Annotated in this window: 15 protein-coding genes; 14 read left to right on the top strand and 1 reads right to left on the bottom strand. The window is 72.9% G+C overall.

Translation table 11 applies throughout. The features are described 5' to 3' along the window. Positions 1 to 64: 64 nt before the first annotated feature. From ACIGAQ_RS11020 to ACIGAQ_RS11010, 3 genes are read left to right on the top strand one after another with little or no spacing between them, the layout of a single operon-like run. Positions 65 to 598, top strand: coding sequence for a PadR family transcriptional regulator (locus ACIGAQ_RS11020; protein ID WP_094055565.1), 534 nt, complete (start codon positions 65 to 67; stop codon positions 596 to 598). After that, a complete protein-coding gene (locus ACIGAQ_RS11015; protein ID WP_399781384.1) occupies positions 595 to 1,281 on the top strand; it encodes an ABC transporter ATP-binding protein in 687 nt (228 codons plus the stop codon). Before ACIGAQ_RS11020 ends, ACIGAQ_RS11015 begins: the two co-directional genes overlap by 4 nt. Then, on the top strand, positions 1,278 to 2,627 hold the full coding sequence (locus ACIGAQ_RS11010; RefSeq protein ID WP_399781381.1) for an FtsX-like permease family protein: 1,350 nt from the start codon (positions 1,278 to 1,280) through the stop codon (positions 2,625 to 2,627). Before ACIGAQ_RS11015 ends, ACIGAQ_RS11010 begins: the two co-directional genes overlap by 4 nt. Before the next feature lie 86 nt (positions 2,628 to 2,713). On the opposite strand, the gene ACIGAQ_RS11005 is transcribed toward ACIGAQ_RS11010, so the two are convergent. Then, a complete protein-coding gene (locus tag ACIGAQ_RS11005) occupies positions 2,714 to 3,250 on the bottom strand; it encodes an HNH endonuclease (RefSeq protein ID WP_030237121.1) in 537 nt (178 codons plus the stop codon). Positions 3,251 to 3,563: 313 nt separating this feature from the next. On the opposite strand from ACIGAQ_RS11005, the gene ACIGAQ_RS11000 reads away from it, so the two are divergent. The 11 genes from ACIGAQ_RS11000 to ACIGAQ_RS10950 all read left to right on the top strand — a co-directional run bounded on the left by ACIGAQ_RS11000 (position 3,564) and on the right by ACIGAQ_RS10950 (position 18,389). Next, the gene (locus ACIGAQ_RS11000; protein ID WP_311686611.1) at positions 3,564 to 4,670 is read left to right on the top strand and encodes a mechanosensitive ion channel family protein; all 1,107 of its coding nucleotides are present in this window, start codon (positions 3,564 to 3,566) and stop codon (positions 4,668 to 4,670) included. A 204-nt stretch (positions 4,671 to 4,874) separates the two neighbouring features. Then, positions 4,875 to 6,086, top strand: coding sequence for an ROK family protein (locus tag ACIGAQ_RS10995; RefSeq protein WP_399781376.1), 1,212 nt, complete (start codon positions 4,875 to 4,877; stop codon positions 6,084 to 6,086). Positions 6,087 to 6,179: 93 nt separating this feature from the next. Next, the gene (locus ACIGAQ_RS10990; RefSeq protein WP_399781373.1) at positions 6,180 to 7,517 is read left to right on the top strand and encodes an ABC transporter substrate-binding protein; all 1,338 of its coding nucleotides are present in this window, start codon (positions 6,180 to 6,182) and stop codon (positions 7,515 to 7,517) included. 3 nt (positions 7,518 to 7,520) lie between these two features. Next, complete coding sequence (locus ACIGAQ_RS10985) at positions 7,521 to 8,465, top strand: sugar ABC transporter permease (RefSeq protein ID WP_362274856.1); 945 nt, start codon at positions 7,521 to 7,523, stop codon at positions 8,463 to 8,465. Next, positions 8,462 to 9,358 (top strand): carbohydrate ABC transporter permease, encoded by an 897-nt coding sequence (locus ACIGAQ_RS10980; RefSeq protein ID WP_311686606.1) that lies wholly within the window; start codon positions 8,462 to 8,464, stop codon positions 9,356 to 9,358. Before ACIGAQ_RS10985 ends, ACIGAQ_RS10980 begins: the two co-directional genes overlap by 4 nt. Before the next feature lie 7 nt (positions 9,359 to 9,365). Beyond that, positions 9,366 to 10,631 (top strand): 6-phospho-beta-glucosidase, encoded by a 1,266-nt coding sequence (locus ACIGAQ_RS10975; protein WP_399781369.1) that lies wholly within the window; start codon positions 9,366 to 9,368, stop codon positions 10,629 to 10,631. Continuing rightward, positions 10,622 to 11,593 (top strand): N-acetylglucosamine kinase, encoded by a 972-nt coding sequence (locus ACIGAQ_RS10970; RefSeq protein ID WP_399781365.1) that lies wholly within the window; start codon positions 10,622 to 10,624, stop codon positions 11,591 to 11,593. The genes ACIGAQ_RS10975 and ACIGAQ_RS10970 overlap by 10 nt, the downstream gene beginning before the upstream one ends. 179 nt (positions 11,594 to 11,772) lie before the next feature. Next, positions 11,773 to 13,248 carry a hypothetical protein gene (locus ACIGAQ_RS10965; protein WP_399781362.1) on the top strand — a complete coding sequence of 492 codons (1,476 nt, stop codon included), beginning with the start codon at positions 11,773 to 11,775 and terminating at the stop codon, positions 13,246 to 13,248. Between the two features lie 29 nt (positions 13,249 to 13,277). After that, a complete protein-coding gene (locus ACIGAQ_RS10960) occupies positions 13,278 to 14,315 on the top strand; it encodes a glutamate ABC transporter substrate-binding protein (RefSeq protein WP_311686601.1) in 1,038 nt (345 codons plus the stop codon). Between the two features lie 70 nt (positions 14,316 to 14,385). Then, positions 14,386 to 15,720 carry a hypothetical protein gene (locus tag ACIGAQ_RS10955; RefSeq protein ID WP_399781359.1) on the top strand — a complete coding sequence of 445 codons (1,335 nt, stop codon included), beginning with the start codon at positions 14,386 to 14,388 and terminating at the stop codon, positions 15,718 to 15,720. A gap of 17 nt (positions 15,721 to 15,737) precedes the next feature. After that, positions 15,738 to 18,389, top strand: a complete 2,652-nt coding sequence (locus ACIGAQ_RS10950) for a tetratricopeptide repeat protein (protein ID WP_399781356.1) — start codon at positions 15,738 to 15,740, stop codon at positions 18,387 to 18,389. The last annotated feature ends 3 nt before the right edge of the window (positions 18,390 to 18,392 follow it).

The raw sequence follows: 18,392 nt of genomic DNA, 5'->3' as shown, positions 1-18,392 counted from the left end.
CGGGCGCGATCTTTTCGCGGCCGACTATTCACTCAGTACATGTACTGAGTACATAATGATCGCCATGAGCACCCGCCACATCCTGCTGGGCCTGCTCGCCACGGGTCCGAGCCACGGCTACGACCTCAAGCGGCGCCACGACGAACGCTTCCCCCAGGCCCGTCCGCTGGCCTACGGGCAGGTCTACACGACCCTGCAGCGCCTCGTCCGCGACGGTCTCGCCGAGGTCGACGGCACCGACTCCGACGGCGGCCCGGAACGGACCGTCTACCGCCCGACCGGCGAGGGGACGCGTGAGCTGTCCCGCTGGGCCGCGGAGATCGCGCCGCCCGCGCCCTTCGTGGCGAACGAGATCTTCGCCAAGGTCGTGGTCGCGATCCTCTCCGGCGGCGACCCGGCCGGGTACCTGAGCGCCCAGCGCGCCGCCCACATGGAGCGGATGCGGGAGCTGACGGCCCTCAAGGCGGCCCCGGGCACCGACCTGGCGACCGTGCTCTCGGCGGACTACGCCCTCAACCACCTCGACGCCGATCTCCGCTGGATGAACACCACGGCGGCCCGGCTCACCACCCTGACCGCGGAGGTCGACGCACCATGAGCAGACCCGTCCCCCTCCTCACGGCCCGTGGCCTCGTCAAGGCGCACGGCAGCACCCCCGCCCTGCGCGGCGCGTCGGTCGAGCTGCACGCCGGAGAGATCCTCGCCGTGACCGGCCCGAGCGGCAGCGGCAAGTCGACCCTGCTGCACTGCCTGGCCGGGATCGTCCGGCCGGACGAGGGCTCGGTGACGTACGACGGCCGGCGACTGGAGGAGCTGTCCGAGCAGCGGCTGAGCGCGCTGCGGCGCACCGAGTTCGGCGTGGTGTTCCAGTTCGGCCAGCTCGTCCCGGAGCTGACGGTCCTGGACAACGTCGCCCTGCCCCTGCTGCTGGCCGGCACCGGCCGGGCCGGCGCCCGGACCCGGGCCGGTGCGTGGCTGGAGCGCTTCGGGGTGCGCGGACAGGGCGGGATGCGCCCGGGCGAGCTGAGCGGCGGCCAGTCCCAGCGGGTGGCGCTGGCCCGGGCCCTGGTCACGAGTCCGCGCGTGGTCTTCGCCGACGAGCCGACGGGGGCCCTGGACTCCCTCGCGAGCGAGCAGGTCATGACGGCCCTGGTGCACACGGCCCGCGAGGCGGGCACGGCGGTCCTGCTCATCACGCACGACGCCCAGGTGGCGGCGTACGCGGACCGTGAGGTCCGGCTGCGGGACGGCGCCGCGGCGGCGCTGGGGGTGACGGCATGAGACACCTGCGCTCCGATCTGCGCCTGGCCCGGGAGCTCATCCGGGGGTCCGGCCGCGGCGAGTGGTGGCGGATCGCTCTGACGGCGGCCGGGGCGGCCCTGGCGACGGGGTTCGCACTCGCCGCCGCCGTCCTGGCCTCCCTGCGCGGCACCCACCGCGTGCCCGCCGCCCACGGCCTGCTGGACCAGCCGGGCACGCGGGCCGGCGTGATCGTCGGCCTGCTGCTCCTGCTCGTGCCGGTGCTCGGCTTCCTCGGCCAGTGCGCCCGCATCGGGGCGGTGCACCGGGACCGGCGGCTGGCCGTGCTGCGGCTGGCCGGGGCGACGCCCTGGCAGGTGCGGCGGATCGCCGCGCTGGAGACGGGCCTGGCCTGCCTGCCGGGCTCGGCGGTCGCCGCCTGCTGCTCGGTGCCGCTGCTGCTGCGCTGGTGGGAGCGGCCGAGCCCGCCGGCCTGGGCCGGGATCGCCGTGGTCGCCCTCGCCGTGCCGCTGCTGGGCGCGGCGGCGGGCGGGCTCGCGCTGCGCCGGGTGGTGGCCGACCCGCTCGGCCGGGTGCGCCGGGCCGGACCGCGCGGCGGACGGGGACCGGGCCTGCTGTTCCTGGCCGGGCTGTGCCTCATCGGCCTGGTGGGCGTGTTCACCGTGTCCGGCGCGTCCGCCACCGCGGGCGGCCGGGCCGGCGCGCAGCCGCTGCTCTCGGTGCTGGGCGCGGCCGTCGCGGTCGGCGCGGGCGCGGTGTGGCTCTCGGGGGCCGCCGCCGCGGCCACCGGCCGGCTCCTCGCGGCCCGGGCCCGGTCGGCGGCCACCCTGATCGCCGCCGAGCGGCTGCGCGACGACCCCTGGGCCGCCGCCCGCGCCCACGCCGCCGTGCTGCTGGTGACGGTCGCCGGGACCGGCTTCCTGGGCGTCCGGCAGGTCCTCGTGGACGTGGTGCGCTCCAGGAGGGACCTCGACGCGTCCTACTACCTGGCCGGCCTCGACCTCACCGGCGCGGCCGTCGCGGTCGCCGTCGCCCTCACCCTGTCCGCGCTGGCCGTGGGCACCGCCGAGTCGGTGGCCGCCCGCCGCCGGGGTCTGGCCGCGCAGGTGGCCGCCGGGGTGCCGCGGGCGGTGCTCGGCCGGGCCCTGCTGCTGGAGACCGCGCTGCCGCTGGCCCCCGCGCTGCTGCTCGCGGGCCTGGGCGGGACGGGCATCGGCGCCTGGTACGCCCTGTCGGCCGGCCGCCCGGTGCCCTGGGCGATCGCCGTGGTGCCCGTCGCGGCCTACGCCGCCTGCCTGCTGGCCGCGGCCGGTTCCCTGCCCCTGCTGCGCCGCTCGGTGCGCCCCGGGGAGCTGCGGTACGCGTGAGCGCAGGCAGGCCAGGGCCCGGGGGGACGGGGGTCCCCCGGGCCCGGCGGGTGCCGCGCGCGCCTGCACGAAGGCCCGGATCGTCGTCAGGCGGAAATGCCGTCGATCCGGGCCAAGGCGTCGTCCGCGCCGTACGGCTGCAAGTACGGCAGCCAGCGCGGATCCCTGTGGCCGGTCCCGATGATGCGCCAGGCCAGGCCGGTGGGCGGGGCGGGTTTGTGGCGCAGCCGCCAGCCGATCTCGACGAGGTGACGGTCGGCCTTCACGTGGTTGCAGCGGCGGCAGGACGCCACCACGTTGTCCCACACGTGCTTGCCCCCGCGGCTGCGCGGGATGACGTGGTCGACGCTGGTTGCGACGCCACCGCAGTACATGCACCGGCCCCCGTCGCGGGCGAACAGCGCCCGGCGGGTGAGCGGAACGGGCCCCCGATAGGGGACCCGGACGAATCGCTTGAGCCGGACCACGCTGGGTGCGGGGACTGTGACGGTCGCGCTGTGCAGATAGGCGCCGGACTCCTCCAGGCAGACGGCCTTGTTCTCGAGGACGAGGACGAGCGCGCGGCGGAGCGGTACGACGCCCAGTGGCTCGTACGACGCGTTGAGGACCAGGACATGCGGCACGGATGCCTCCTTGGACGCCGGCGGCGCGTGGCTCGCGCCGGGACGATTCGTAGTCAGTCTCCCCTCATGCCTGGTGGACGCGCCACCATGTCCCGGTAACGGGCTGGGAGTGTTTTCGACCACATCTGGAGGATCCCCCGGATCATGGCCTGTTCAAGCGCAGGTGAGTCCGGTCTCTCCTTCACACATTCGTCAAAGGCACACACAATGCCCCGTTAGTGTGGTGGTTCTGCCCCTTCGGTGACCCAGCCGTGACCTTGACCCCCGTGAACCACCGCACCGGGGCAGACCGCTGCACCTGGAGGTACCTGCCGTGTCCCTGTCCGTCGTGGACGCCGTCCTGTCGGCCGCCGGCCCGTCACCGTCGCCGTCGCCCACTCCCTCGGATACGCAGTCCCCGAGAGTGCCCTCGCTCCAGGACGCCCAGGAGAGCGCGACGAACGCCGCCGGCTGGGTCGAGCAGAACTGGTCGACCTGGCTCGCGATCGGTCTGCAGGTCCTGCTGGTCCTGGTCATAGCGGCCGTGCTGAGGGTCGCGGTGCGACGGGCGATCACCAAGCTCATAGACCGCATGAGCCGCACGGCGCAGAGTTCGGACGGGAGCCCGCTGGGCGGCCTTCTGGTCAATGTGGAACGCCGCCGCCAGCGCTCGCAGGCGATCGGCTCGGTGCTGCGCTCGGTGGCCAGCTTCCTCATCATGGGCACCGCGGCCCTGATGATCCTGTCCGCGTTCAACATCAACCTGGCCCCGCTGCTGGCCTCCGCCGGTGTCGCGGGCGTGGCGATCGGCTTCGGCGCCCGCAACCTGGTCACCGACTTCCTCTCGGGCGTCTTCATGATCCTGGAGGACCAGTACGGCGTCGGCGACACGATCGACGCGGGCGTCGCCTCCGGCGAGGTGATCGAGGTGGGCCTGCGCGTGACCAAGCTGCGCGGTGACGACGGCGAGATCTGGTACGTCCGCAACGGTGAGGTCAAGCGCATCGGCAACCTCTCCCAGGGCTGGGCGACGGCCAACGTCGACGTCACGGTCGCCGCCTCCGAGGACCTCGACAAGGTCAAGTCCACGCTGGACGAGGTCGCGGAGAAGATGGGCGCCGAGGAGCCCTGGAACGAGCTGCTGTGGGGCCCGATCGAGGTCCTCGGCCTGGACAGCGTCCTGCTGGACTCGATGGTTGTGCGGCTGTCCGCCAAGACGATGCCGGGCAAGTCCCTGACCGTGGAGCGGGAGCTGCGCTGGCGGGTGAAGCGAGCCTTCGACGCGGCGGACATCCGGATCGTCGGCGGCGCCACGGCGCCGGTGGAGGAGACGCCCGCGGACCCGACGGCCGGCATGGCCGCGCCGTCGGTGTACGCCAGCACCACCTCGCCCCAGTCCCAGACGGCGACGCCCCTGACCCCGCCGAACGTCACCAAGTAGCGACCGGCACGACACGCAGGGCCCCCGGCACGGCCGGGGGCCCTGCGTCGTGTGCACCACCCCCGGTCACACGGCCTCTTGACGCGGGCCCCGCGGCGCCCTACGGTCCTCGCATCCGATAGGTAAGTTTCCTAACAATGATCGGTGGACTTCCCTCCCCGATCACTGAGAAGCTGAGCAGCCGAAGGGCAGGTGTGGACACGCATGGCAGGATTCGCCGGAACGCCGGGCACCCCGCGCGTCCTGCGCGCCATGAACGACCGGGCCGCCCTGGACCTGCTCCTGGAGCACGGACCGCTGTCCCGCACCCGGATCGGCAAGCTCACCGGCTTGTCCAAGCCGACCGCCTCCCAGCTCCTGGCCCGCCTGGAGGCGGCGGGCCTGGTCCTGGCCACCGGCACCACCGAGGGCCGCCCTGGCCCGAGCGCCCAGCTCTACGAGGTCAATCCGGCGGCCGGGCACGCGGCCGGGCTCGACGTCACCCCCCAGCGGATCCTCGCCGCGGTCGCCGACATCACCGGCCGCACGATCGGCCGCTTCGAACTGCCCACCCCCGGCCGGCGCACCGGCACCCCGGTCGTCCAGCAGGTCACCGACGCCCTGGACGGCGCGGTGAAGGCGGCGGGCCTGTCCCGGGACGACGTCCACCGCCTCGTCATCGGCACCCCCGGCGCCTTCGACCCCACCACGGGCCGGCTGCGCTACGCCTCCCACCTGCCCGGCTGGCACTCCCCCACCCTCCTGGACGAGCTCGCCGCCGCGCTGCCGATGCCGTTCGAGTACGAGAACGACGTCAACCTGGTCGCGCTCGCCGAGCAGCGCCTGGGCGCGGCCCGGGGCCACGCGGACTTCGTGCTGCTGTGGAACGAGGAGGGCCTGGGGGCCGCCCTGGTCCTCGGCGGCCGGCTGCACCGCGGCTGGACCGGCGGCGCCGGCGAGGTCGGCTTCCTCCCGGTGCCGGGCGCACCCCTGGTCCGCCAGGTCACCAAGGCCAACAGCGGCGGCTACCAGGAGCTGGCCGGCTCCCAGGCGGTCCCGCGCCTGGCCCGCGAGCTCGGCATCGACGACATCCCGCCGGGCCCCTACGCCGAGGCCGCCGCCCGGCTGCTGGCCCGGGCCGCGCGGTCCGGCGACGACGCCCACCGCGCCCTCCTGCGGACCTACGCGACCCGCCTCGCCACCGGCCTGGCCTCCCTGGTCTCGGTCCTCGACCCCGAACTCGTCGTGCTGGGAGGCTCGGCCCTGACCTCGGGCGGCGAACCACTGCGCGCGCTCGTCCAGGCCGAGCTGGAAGAACTGGCCGCGTCCCGCCCCCGCCTGGTCGTGGGCGACGTGCGTGAACACCCCGTGCTGCGCGGCGCGCTGGAGAGCGCGCTCGCGACGACACGGGACGAGGTCTTCGACACCTCCCGCTGACCCACCCCCGTCTCCCCCTCGTCCCCACCCCGTTTCCGACCTCCCCTTCCTTCCCCCGCACCTTCCTTCCCCCGTACCCCAGGGAGCTTCGCCATGCCCGGAATGCCCCGGAAAGCGGCCCTCGCCCTCGCCGCCTCCGCCTCCCTCGCCCTCCTCGCCACCGCCTGCACCGGCCAGTCCGGCGCCGGCGCGAGCGACGATGCCTCGAAGGAGACGACTCTCACCTTCTGGCACGCGTGGAGCGCGCCCTCGGAGGTGAAGGCCGTCGAGGACCTGGTCGCCGGTTTCGAGAAGGCGCACCCCAACCTCCACGTCGACGTCGTCGGCAACATGACGGACGACAAGATCAACCAGGCCCTGCGCGCCGGCGGCGGCAAGGCCCCGGACGTGATCTCGTCGTTCACCACGAACAGCGTCGGCAAGTTCTGCTCCTCCGGCGCTCTGGTCGACCTCGACCCGTTCTTCGAGAAGTCGGGCATCGACCCGGCGAAGACGTTCCCGAAGGCGATGAACGAGTACACCCGGTTCGAGGGCAACCGCTGCGCGGTGCCGCTGCTGGGCGACGCCTACGGCCTCTACTACAACAAGACGGCCTTCGAGAAGGCCGGTGTCACCGCCCCGCCGAAGACCTGGTCGGAGTTCGAGCGGGTCGCCAAGAAGCTGACGATCCCTCAGGGCGACAGCTACAAGCAGCTCGGCTTCATGCCGAACTACCACGGCTGGGAGACCACCACCGAGCACTACCTGGGCCAGTTCTCGCCCACGTACTTCGACCGGGACGGCAAGTCGAACGTCGGCAAGGACCCGGCCTTCGAGAAGGCCTTCACGATGCAGAAGAAGCTGGTCGACACCCTCGGCGGCTACCGCAGACTGGAGAAGTACCGCTCGAAGCTCGGCGACGAGTGGGGCCCCAAGCACCCCTTCCACACCGGCCAGGTCGCCATGCAGCTGGACGGCGAGTGGCGCCTGGGCATGGCCCTGGACACCAAGCCCGAGTTCGAGATCGGCGTGGCCCCGCTGCCCGTCCCCGACGACCAGGCCGACCAGTACGGCAAGGGCTACATCACCGGCACGATCGCCGGCATCGCCGCGACCAGCAAGAAGCAGAACGCGGCCTGGGAGCTGGTGAAGTACATGACCACGAACACCGACGCGGTGGTGAACTTCTCCAACGCGATCCACAACGTGCCGTCGACGCTCGCGGCGCTGAAGTCCCCGAAGCTGAAGTACGACCCGCGCTTCAAGACGTTCCTGGAGATCGCCGCGAACCCCCACTCCACGACGGCTCCCGCCTCCGTCAACGGCGGCGTCTACCTCACCACGATCCAGCAGTTCGGCTACGACTACGAGAGCGGCAAGGCCACCGACCTCAAGGCCGGCCTGAAGAAGACGGCCGAGCAGATCGACACGGACATCGCGCAGGCGAAGTAGCCCATGAGCACCTACACGTTGCGGGCGAAACAGCGCCGCTCGACCCTGCGCACCCTGGCGTTCCTGTCCCCCTGGCTGATCGGCTTCTCGGTCTTCTTCGCCTATCCCCTGCTGTCCACCGTCTACTTCTCCTTCATGCGCTACGACGGCTTCAAGCCGCCGGCGTGGGTGGGCACGAAGAACTGGGCGTACGTCTTCGAGCACTACCCGCTCTTCTGGCCCGCCCTGCGCAACACCCTCTGGCTGGTCGTCGTCATGGTCGCGCTCCGGGTCGCCTTCGGCCTGGGCGTGGGCCTGCTGATCACCCGGATCAAGACGGCCACGGGCGTCTTCCGCACCCTGTTCTACCTGCCCTACCTGGCCCCGCCCGTGGCGGCCACGATGGCCTTCGCCTTCCTCCTCAACCCCGGCACGGGTCCCGTCAACTCGATCCTGGAGCGAGTGGGCCTGCCGGCGCCGGGCTGGTTCAACGACCCCGCCTGGTCCAAACCGGCCCTGACCCTGCTGGCCCTGTGGGGCATCGGCGACCTCATGGTCATCTTCATGGCGGCCCTGCTGGACGTGCCGAAGGAGCAGTACGAGGCGGCGGAGCTGGACGGCACGTCCCCCTGGCAGCGCTTCCGCTACGTCACGCTGCCGAACATCTCCCCGATCGTGATGTTCGCGGTGGTCACCGGCGTGATCCAGACGATGCAGTACTACACCCAGCCACTGATCGCCGGGAAGGTCGCCTCGGGCGTGATCCAGGGCGCGGGCACCCAGTTCGAGCCGGGCTACCCGGACAAGTCCACCCTCACCCTCCCCCAGCTCGTCTACAACCTGGGCTTCCAGCGCTTCGACTACGGCTCCGCCTGTGTGGTCGCCCTGGTCCTGTTCGCCCTCTCCATGGCCTTCACGGCACTTCTGATGCGCCGCAGGGGCGGCCTGATCCAGGCAGGTGACCGATGACGCAGGTGCTCGACAAGCCCCTGGACCTGAAGAAGGCGCCGCCCACCCCGGCGGAGCGCACCGCCCACCGCAGGGCCCTCCTGGAATGGATCGCCGTCCACTCCCTCGGCATCGCCGCGGCCCTCTTCTTCACGCTGCCCTTCGTCTTCGTGTTCCTCACATCGCTCATGAGCGACTCCCAGGCGCTCAGCCGCGACCTGATCCCGCGCACCTGGGAGTGGGGCAACTACGCCAAGGTCTTCGACACCCCCGGCTTCCTCACGTGGTGGCGGAACACCCTGCTCTACGCGGGCCTCGGCACGGTCCTGACGGTCGTCTCCTCGATCCCCGTCGCCTACGCCCTGGCCAAGTTCCGCTTCCGGGGCCGCAATCTCGCCCTGATGCTGGTCATCTCGATGATGATGCTGCCGCCGCAGGTGGTCGTCATCCCGATGTACCTGTTCTGGGCCAAGCAGCTGGACCTGTCCGGCACGCTGTGGCCCCTGATCATCCCCATGGCGTTCGGCGACGCGTTCTCGATCTTCCTGCTGCGCCAGTTCCTCACGACGATCCCCGACGAGTACGTGGACGCGGCCCGGGTGGACGGCTGCGGCGAACTGCGCACCCTGCTCAGGGTCGTTCTCCCGATGGCCAGACCGGGCATAGCCGCGGTGGCGCTCTTCCAGTTCTTCTACGCGTGGAACGACTACTTCGGCCCGCAGATCTACGCCTCGGAGAACCCGGGCGCCTGGACGCTCTCCTACGGCCTGGAGTCGTTCAAGGGCGCCCACCACACCGACTGGAACCTCACCATGGCCGCCACCGTGCTGGTCATGGCCCCCGTGATCCTCGTGTTCTTCTTCGCCCAGAAGGCGTTCGTCGAGGGTGTCACGCTCACCGGAGTAAAGGGTTAGAACACGTATGAAACTCACCGTGGTCGGCGGAGGCTCGACCTACACCCCCGAACTCGTGGACGGCTTCGCCCGCCTGAGGGACACCCTGCCCCTCGGGGAACTGGTCCTGGTGGACCCGGCGCAGGACCGCCTGGAGCTCGTGGGCGGCCTGTCCCGCCGCATCTTCGCCCGCCTGGGCCACCCCGGCCGCATCACCACCACGACCGACCTCGACGCGGCGGTCGACGGCGCGGACGCGGTCCTGCTGCAACTGCGGGTGGGCGGCCAGGCGGCCCGGCAGCAGGACGAGACCTGGCCCCTGGAATGCGGCTGCGTGGGCCAGGAGACCACGGGCGCCGGCGGCCTGGCCAAGGCGCTGCGCACGGTCCCGGTCGTCCTGGACATCGCGGAGCGCGTGCGCCGTGCCAACCCCCACGCCTGGATCATCGACTTCACCAACCCGGTCGGCATCGTCACCCGTGCGCTGCTCCGGGCCGGGCACAAGGCGGTCGGCCTGTGCAACGTGGCGATCGGCCTCCAGCGCAAGTTCGCGGCCCTGCTCTCCCTGGAGCCGTCCGGGCTCCACCTGGACCACGTGGGCCTGAACCACCTCACCTGGGAGACGGGCGTACGCCTGGGCGGCCCCGAGGGCGAGGACGTCCTGCCCCGGCTCCTGGCCGACCACGGCGACACCATCGCGGCGGACCTGCGCCTGCCCCGCCCGCTGCTCGACAGGCTGGGGGTGGTCCCCTCCTACTACCTGCGCTACTTCTACGCCCACGACGAGGTCGTACGGGAGCTGCGCACCAAGCCCTCCCGGGCGGCCGAAGTGGCCGACATGGAACGGCGCCTGCTGGCGATGTACGCCGACCCGGCCCTGGACGAGAAGCCGGACCTGCTCGCCCGGCGGGGCGGGGCCTACTACTCGGAGGCCGCGGTGGACCTGGCCGCGGCCCTGCTGGGCGGCGGCGGCACGCCGTACCAGGTGGTGAACACGTACAACGACGGCACGCTCCCGTTCCTGCCCGACGACGCCGTCGTCGAGGTCCAGGCTGCCGTGGGCACCAAGGGCGCGGCTCCCCTCCCCGTGCACCCCGTCGACCCCCTGTACGCGGGCCTGATGGCCGGCGTCACCGCCTACGAGGACCTGGCCCTGGAAGCCGCCCTGCACGGCGGCCGCAACCGCGTCTTCCGCGCGCTGCTCTCCCACCCGCTCATCGGCCAGTACGAGTACGCCGAGACGCTCACCGACCGGCTCATCGCACACAACCGGGAGCACCTGGCGTGGGCGTGACCGCACGTGTCCTCGCGATCGACGCGGGCAACAGCAAGACGGACGTGGCGATCGTGACGGCCGACGGAGACGTCCTGGCCACGGCACGCGGAGGCGGCTTCCGTCCCCCGGCCGTGGGCCTGGACGCGGCGATGCGGGAGCTGGCCGCGCCCGTCACGCAGGCCCTCACCGCCGCCGGACTCACCTCGGTCACCCACGTCTCGGCGTGCCTCGCCAACGCCGACTTCCCCGTGGAGGAGGAGCAGTTGGCGACCGCGCTGCGGGCCCGCGGCTGGGCCGACACGGTGACCGTCCGCAACGACACGTTCGCCATCCTGCGGGCCGGCGTCACCGAACCGCGCGGCGTGGCCGTCGTCTGCGGCGCCGGCATCAACTGCGTCGGCATGCGACCCGACGGCCGTACGGCCCGCTTCCCCGCGCTCGGCCGGGTCTCGGGCGACTGGGGCGGCGGGTGGGGCCTGGCGGAGGAGGCCATGTGGCACGCCTGCCGGGCGGAGGACGGCCGGGGCGCCCCCACGGCCCTCGCCCGGACCCTGCCCGCCCACTTCGGCCTGCCCACGATGTACGCGCTCGTGGAGGCTCTGCACCTGGAGCACATCGCGCCGTCCAGGCGTCACGAGCTGACCCCGGTCCTCTTCGCGACGGCCGCCGACGGCGACGCGACCGCCCGCGCGATCGTGGCCCGCCAGGCCGAGGAGGTCGTCGCCATGGCGGTGGTGGCCCTCACCCGCCTCGATCTGCTGGCCGAGGAGACACCGGTCCTCCTGGGCGGCGGCGTCCTGGCGGCCGGGCACCCCCAACTCGACGACCACATCCGCCACTTGCTCACGGAGCGCGCCCCCAAGGCGGTCCCCCGGGTGGTGACGGCGAGCCCGGTCCTGGGGGCGGCGCTGCTGGGTCTGGACCGCTTCGGCGCGGGAGAGGAGGCGCAGGAACGGGTGCGGGGGCACTACGGCGTCTGAGCGGACCCGTACCCGCCGGTTCCCGGCGCCGCGCGCACCCCACCGCCCCGGGAACCGAACAACCACCCCGAACGTGTACCTGGACAGGGGTGGTGCTCCGCGCTGCGATCCGATCAAGATCGAGGCAAGGCCGGTGCGCATGTCGGTCCCGGCGGCGATACTTGCGGCGACGGATGACCATGGGGGAGGTCACAGTGACGTACACGCCGAAGAGCAGCACACCGCCACCGGCGAGTTCCGGCCTGCCCATCCTGCCGGCCGTACCGGCGCAGGCGTCCCCACCGGCCCCGGCCCGCCCTCCGGGGAGCCCGGCAGCACCGCACGGGTCCCCGCAGTCCCCTCGCCGTACGGCTTTCGCCGAGGGTCTGGACCGCCTGCGCACCGCCGCCACGACGGAGCCCGGGCGTCTGCGCATCATCGGCGCCCTCCTTGCCCTGCTCGTCATCGCCTTCGGCTCCGTCACGGCCTGGCAGATGACCGACCGCGCGGCCGCCGCCGACGACGTCCTCACCAGCAGCCAGCCCCTCACCTCCGACGCGGCCGACATCTACCGCTCCCTCGCGGACGCCAACACCGCCGCCTCCAGCGGTTTCCTCGCCGGCGGCCAGGAATCGGCCACCACCCGCGACCGGTACGAGAAGGACATCCGCACGGCCGCCGAGAAGCTCGTCAACGCGGCCGCCAACGCGAACCCCGACTCGCCCTCCACCGCGACGATCGCCGAACTGAACCGGCTTCTGCCCGAGTACAAGGGCCTGATCGAGCGCGCCCGCACCTACAACCGCCAGGGCTTCCCCGTCGGCGGCGCCTACCTGCGCTACGCCAACGAGAAGATGCAGCAGCAGATGCTCCCGGCGGCGGAGGACCTCTACCAGAAGGAGAACCAGCGCCTGGAGGCGGACTACGCGGACGCCCGCCCCTACCCCTGGGCGGCCATCGCCCTCGGCGTCCTCGCCCTCGCCGCCCTGGCCTGGTCCCAGCACCGCATGTACCGCCGCACGAACCGGGTCCTCAACCACGGCCTGGTCGCCGCCACGGCCACCGCCACGGTGGTGCTGCTCTGGCTGGTCGTCGGCCACAGCGTCGCCCGGGCCGCCCTGGACGACTCCTACGACCACGGCGTCCGCTCCCTGAACGTGCTGCACGACGCCCGCATCGCCTCCCTCAAGGCCCGGGGCAACGAGAACCTCACCCTGGTGGCCCGGGGCGCGGAGACGAAGAAGGTCGGCGACCGGACCTACGACGCCTACGACCACGACTTCGGCACGGACATCAAGGCCCTGGGCGCCCGCCTGGAGGCCGCCGGGAAGCTCGCCGACGACGCCGCGGGCGAACGCCCCGTCACCACGGCCACGGGCAACATGAAGGAGTGGCAGAAACGCCACGCGGCGGCCCGCGAGCAGGACGAGAACGGCAACTACCAGCAGGCGCTCGACCTGGTCATCGGCGCGAAGGGCGCGACCGGCGAGTGCTTCGACAGCGTCGACGCCAACCTGCGCGCGGCGCTGGCCCACGAGGAGACGGAGTTCCGGCACGCGGCGGGCGACGGCCGGGACGCGCTGACGGGCCTCCCGGCGGGCGCCGCGGTCCTGGCGGTCCTGGGCGCCGCGGGCGCGGTGCTCGGCATCGGCCGCAGGCTCTCGGAGTACCGGTGAACGGGCCACGGGCGGAAGGAGGAGGCACGATGCGCGGCAGTCTCAAGGGCTGGGGCGGAGTGAGCGCGATGGCGGTCGTCTGCGTCCTGGTGGCGCTCCTCGCGCTCTGCCTCCCGAAGTCGGCCGTCACGACGGACTCCACCCGCACGACGGGCGGCACCGCGACCACCTCGACCGGGACCGCGACCACCGGATCGGTGGACGAGGACTGCGAGGACCCGGAGAAGCAGACCCTCGCTCCCTCCTCCGCCGACGGCCCCACGATCCAGGAGATCAAGAACCGCAAGGGCGAGAAGCGCAAGCTGATCGTCGGCGTCGACCAGAACAGCTACCGCTGGGGCTACCGCAACCCCAACAGCGGCAAGAAGGCGGAGCTCGAAGGCTTTGACATCGACCTGGTCCACCGCATCGCCGAGGACATACTCGGCGATGCGAAGGCCGTCCAGTTCAAGGCGATCCCCACCGACCAGCGCATCCCGGCGATCCAGGACGGGCGCGTGGACATGGTCGTCCGCACGATGACCATCAACTGCGCGCGCATCCAGGACGTCGCCTTCTCCGCGCCCTACTTCAAGACGGGCCAGCAGGTCCTCGCCCCCAAGTCCAGCCCCGTCAAGGGCTACGACGGCACGCTCGCGCACAAGAGGATCTGCACGGCGGCCGGTTCGACGGCGTACTCCACGCTGGAGGCGGACAAGAAGAGCGGGGAACTCCCCGCGACGACCGACATCTCCACCACCGTCCCGAACCAACTCGACTGCCTGGTCCGGCTCCAGCTCGGCGAGGTCGACGCGGTCGTCACGGACGGCGCCCTCGCGGCGAGCCAGGCGGCACAGGATCCGACGGTCCAGCTCAAGGGCGACGCCTTCACTGCCGAGTACTACGGCGTGGCGATGAAGAAGGACGCGGACGATCTGGTACGCCGGGTCAACCGGATCCTGGTGGACTACCGCAAGGACACCGCGAACGGCTGGCAGGCGTCGTACGGGAAATGGCTGTCCGCGACACTGGGCAGGGATGCGAAGAAGTCGGAACCCCCGGCACCGGAGTACCTCCGCACCGGCTGAGGGTGGCCGGGACCGAACAGCGAAAGAGCCCCAACCCCCCGACCGGTACGAAGGCAGCGAGAGGTGATCGATGGGCGTCACGGGACCCGCCGGGCCGGTGATGGACCGGGACGAGGTGGACCGTGCGCTGGCGCGGCTCGGCGCGGAGCACGAGGCGATCGAGACCTCGCTCCTCGCCCTGCAGGACCACGCGGGCCGCAGACTCCTGGAGGGTGCCGAGCTCACCGGCGTGACCCGGGAGCGCTGGGCGTCCACGGAGGCGTCGATCACGCTGCTGTGGACGTACTTCGACGCGTACTCCGGCGCGCTGCGCTCCGCCCGGGACATCCGGGCCCGGCGCCGCTGGTCCAGCCGCGAGGACCTGGCGGAGCTGACCGAACTCCTCAGCGGGGAAGCGGTCACGGTCGCCGGCAGCGCCGCGGCGACCGCCAACGCGCCGACGCTGCACGGGAGTCCGGGCAAGCTCAGTGAGCGCTACTCGCTCGCCACGCTCGTCGACCGGATGAACGAGCTGTACGCGACGAGCCTGGACATGGTGGTCGCCGCGGACGCGGTCTGGTCGGCGCTGCCGGCCCGGATCGACCTGCTGGCGGCCGAGCTCCAGCGCACCCGCCGGCTCGCCCACTCGGTCGGGGTGCGGCCCGGCGAGCATCCGGCGGGCGACGACCTGGAGCGCATCACCCGCACGCTGACGAAGCTGCGCGAGCAGGTGATCTCGGACCCGCTGGCGTTCTGGCAGCCCGCCGAGGGCAGTTCGGCGCCGGGCGGCGGCCGGCCGGACACGACGGTGTACGACCGCGAGGCGCGCGCCCTGGAGGACGTCCGGCGGGAGATCGACGCCGTGCTGACGGTCCGCCAGGACGCGGAGAAGCGGATCGTCGCGCTGCGGGACGTCCTCAGCCGCGCGGACCGTACGCTCGCCGAGGCGCGCACCGCGCGCGGCGAGGTCCTGGCGAAGATCGCCGCGACGGAGGTGCCGGTCGTCAGCGGCCCGCCCACGGCGCTGCAGGAGCAGCTGGCGACGGCCGCGGAGTACCGCAGGCAGGGCCAGTGGCACCGGCTGTCCCCGCTGCTGGAGTCGCTGGAGCAGAAGGCCGAGGACGAACTGCTGCGCGCCCGCGAGTCGTTGACGGCCGTGACGGCGCCGCTGGCGGTCCGCGCGGAGCTGCGCGGCCGGCTCGACGCGTACAAGGCGAAGGTCGCCCGGCACGGCTTCGCGGAGGACGCGCTGCTGGTGGAGCGGTACGAGAAGGCGCGCCGCATGCTGTGGAGCGCCCCCTGCGACCTGCGCGCCGCCGAGCAGGCCGTGCTGCGCTACCAGCGGGCGGCCGCCGAGCTGCTGGGCGGCCCGCGGGTGCCGGACCAGGGCCCGCCGGAGGACGACCGGAGGGGGCCGGGCGCATGAGCGACGAGGGGGAGTCCATGAGTCAGGCACCGCACGAGCCGTCCGGCCCCGCGCGCAGCTGCCAGCGCCCCACCTGCGAGGGCGTGTACGAGGACGTGGGCGGCGGCGAGCTGTACTGCGACACCTGCGGGCTGGCGCCGGTCGTCGCGCCGGACGGCATGGTCGGTTCGCCGCCCACCGGCATCACCGCCGGCGGCAGGGGCGGCTCCCGCGGCTCCGGCAGCGGCAGCTCCCGTTCCGGCAGCGGCAGTTCCCGTACGTCGTCGCAGTCCTCGAAGTCGCGCCGGTCGGTGTCGGGACGCCTCTCGCGCTCCCTGTCGGGCAGGTCGACGGGCCGCTCGGTGTCGGTGCGCAGTTCGGGTTCCGCGGCCGGTTCGACGTCCCGGGGCCGGCTGGGCGCCGGGCTGGTGCAGGTGCCGCCGATCCCCCGCCCCGACCCGCGCGAGATGGTCCTGGACCACCCCGAGGTGCCCGAGCGGAAGCGGTTCTGCTCGCGCTCGGACTGCGGTGCGCCGGTGGGCCGGGCACGCGGCGACCGGCCGGGGCGCACGGAGGGCTTCTGCACCAAGTGCGGCCACCCGTACTCGTTCGTGCCGAAGCTGGCGGCCGGGGACGTGGTGCACGGCCAGTACGAGGTGGTCGGCTGTCTCGCGCACGGCGGTCTCGGCTGGATCTACCTCGCCGTGGACCGGGCGGTCTCGGACCGCTGGGTGGTCCTCAAGGGCCTGCTGGACACGGGCGACCAGGACGCGATGGCGGCGGCCATCTCCGAACGGCGCTTCCTCGCGGAGATCGAGCACGCCAACATCGTGCGGATCTACAACTTCGTGGAGCACCTGGACCAGCGCACGGGCTCGCTCGACGGCTACATCGTCATGGAGTACGTCGGCGGCAAGTCCCTCAAGGAAATCGCCAACGCCCGCCGCACGGCCCAGGGCAGGCGCGACCCGCTGCCGGTGGAGCAGGCCTGCGCGTACGGCATCGAGGCGCTGGAGGCGCTCGGCCACCTGCACGGCCGCAACCTGCTCTACTGCGACTTCAAGGTCGACAACGCGATCCAGACCGAGGACCAGCTGAAGCTGATCGACATGGGCGCGGTGCGCCGGATGGACGACGAGGAGTCGGCCATCTACGGCACGGTCGGCTACCAGGCCCCGGAGGTGGCCGAGGCCGGTCCGTCGGTGGCCAGCGACCTGTACACGGTCGCGCGCACCCTCGCCGTGCTGACCTTCGACTTCCAGGGCTACACGAACGTCTACGTCGACTCCCTGCCCGACCCGGACCACATCGAGGTGTTCCGGCAGTACGAGTCGTTCTACCGGCTGCTGGTCCGCGCGACGGACCCCGACCCGGCCCGCCGCTTCGCCTCCGCTCAGGAGATGACCGAACAGCTGACGGGCGTCCTGCGGGAGGTCGTCTCCCTGCAGACGGGCCGCGCCCGGCCCGCGCTGTCCACCCTGTTCGGGCCGGAACTGCGGGTGACGGACACGGAGTTGTTCCCGGCGTCGGTCGGCGAGGTGTCCCGGCTGGGAGCCCGTACGGTTCGCTCCGGGCACCGCCCCGCCGCCGCGCCGTCCGCCGCCGGCACGCCCGCCGTCGCGCCGTCCGCGGTGGCCCCGGTTCCCGCGCCCTCGCTTCCCGCCGGACCCGTCCCGTACGGCGGGGCGCCCGGACCGGCCCTCACGCACACCGCGCCCGGGCCGGCCGGCCCCGCCCTGCCCGGCCTGGTCAAGCCCGTCGACACGGCCGCCGCCGCCCTGGCCCTGCCCGTCCCCCGCGTCGACCCGACCGACCCCAACGCCGGTTTCCTCGCGGGTCTGATGACCTCGGCCCCGGCCGAGCTGCTCGGCGCCCTCGCGGCCGCCCCGGCCCCGTCGACCGAGACCCGGCTGCGGCAGACCCGGGCCTGGCTGGAGACGGGCGATCCGGGCGCCGCGCTGGGGGCCCTGACCGCCCTGGAGGGCGAGCGGCCCGACGACTGGCGGGTGGTCTGGTACCGGGGCGTGGCCGCCCTGGTCACCGGTGACGACGAGGGCGCCGCGCTGGCCTTCGACGCGATCTACGACGCCTTCCCGGGCGAGATCGCGCCCAAGCTGGCGCTGGGCCTGTGCGCGGAGGTGCTGGGCCAGCTGGACAACGCCGCCGAGTACTACCGGCTGGTGTGGGCGACCGACCCCAGCCATGTGAGCGCCGCGTTCGGTCTGGCCCGGGTGCAGCTGGCGACCGGGGACCGGCGCGGCGCCGTACGGACGCTGGAGTCCGTCCCGGAGTCGTCCATCCACTACACGGCCGCGCGCGTGGCGGCCGTCCGGGCCCGGTTGCGGCAGCGCACGGCGACGGCGTCGGACGCGGCCTTCCTGGAGGACCTGACGGCGGCCGCGGCGCAGGTGGAGGCGCTGGAGGCGTACGGTCTGGATCCGGCGCGCCGCGAGCAGCTGTCCGCCGAAGTCCTCGGTTGCGCCCTGGACTGGGTACTCTCCGGGGGCCAGGGTTCCGCCCCTCCCGCCGCCGGAGGACGGACGCTGCTCGGCAGCGGCCTGGACGAGCGGGGCCTGCGCTTCGGCCTGGAACGTTCGTACCGCACGCTGGCCCGGCTGGCGCGGGGCGGCGAGGAGAGGATCGACCTGGTGGAACGTGCCAATCGTTACCGCCCCCGGACGTGGGTGTAGTTG

It is taken from the genome of Streptomyces sp. NPDC085932, assembly GCF_044540525.1.
Classification (GTDB): Bacteria; Actinomycetota; Actinomycetes; order Streptomycetales; family Streptomycetaceae; genus Streptomyces; species Streptomyces levis.
Note: the sequence above shows the minus strand (reverse complement) of the source record. Positions and strands in the feature narration are given on the sequence as shown.

Bases quoted from the DNA above. Each gene is read 5' to 3' on its own strand.
- ACIGAQ_RS11010 (WP_399781381.1), top strand. From the start codon at position 1,278: ATGAGACACCTGCGCTCCGATCTGCGCCTGGCCCGGGAGCTCATCCGG.
- ACIGAQ_RS10985 (WP_362274856.1), top strand. From the start codon at position 7,521: ATGAGCACCTACACGTTGCGGGCGAAACAGCGCCGCTCGACCCTGCGC.
- ACIGAQ_RS11020 (WP_094055565.1), top strand. From the start codon at position 65: ATGAGCACCCGCCACATCCTGCTGGGCCTGCTCGCCACGGGTCCGAGC.
- ACIGAQ_RS10960 (WP_311686601.1), top strand. From the start codon at position 13,278: ATGCGCGGCAGTCTCAAGGGCTGGGGCGGAGTGAGCGCGATGGCGGTC.
- ACIGAQ_RS10975 (WP_399781369.1), top strand. From the start codon at position 9,366: ATGAAACTCACCGTGGTCGGCGGAGGCTCGACCTACACCCCCGAACTC.
- ACIGAQ_RS10980 (WP_311686606.1), top strand. From the start codon at position 8,462: ATGACGCAGGTGCTCGACAAGCCCCTGGACCTGAAGAAGGCGCCGCCC.
- ACIGAQ_RS10965 (WP_399781362.1), top strand. From the start codon at position 11,773: ATGGGGGAGGTCACAGTGACGTACACGCCGAAGAGCAGCACACCGCCA.
- ACIGAQ_RS10950 (WP_399781356.1), top strand. From the start codon at position 15,738: ATGAGTCAGGCACCGCACGAGCCGTCCGGCCCCGCGCGCAGCTGCCAG.
- ACIGAQ_RS10990 (WP_399781373.1), top strand. From the start codon at position 6,180: ATGCCCGGAATGCCCCGGAAAGCGGCCCTCGCCCTCGCCGCCTCCGCC.
- ACIGAQ_RS10955 (WP_399781359.1), top strand. From the start codon at position 14,386: ATGGGCGTCACGGGACCCGCCGGGCCGGTGATGGACCGGGACGAGGTG.
- ACIGAQ_RS11015 (WP_399781384.1), top strand. From the start codon at position 595: ATGAGCAGACCCGTCCCCCTCCTCACGGCCCGTGGCCTCGTCAAGGCG.
- ACIGAQ_RS10995 (WP_399781376.1), top strand. From the start codon at position 4,875: ATGGCAGGATTCGCCGGAACGCCGGGCACCCCGCGCGTCCTGCGCGCC.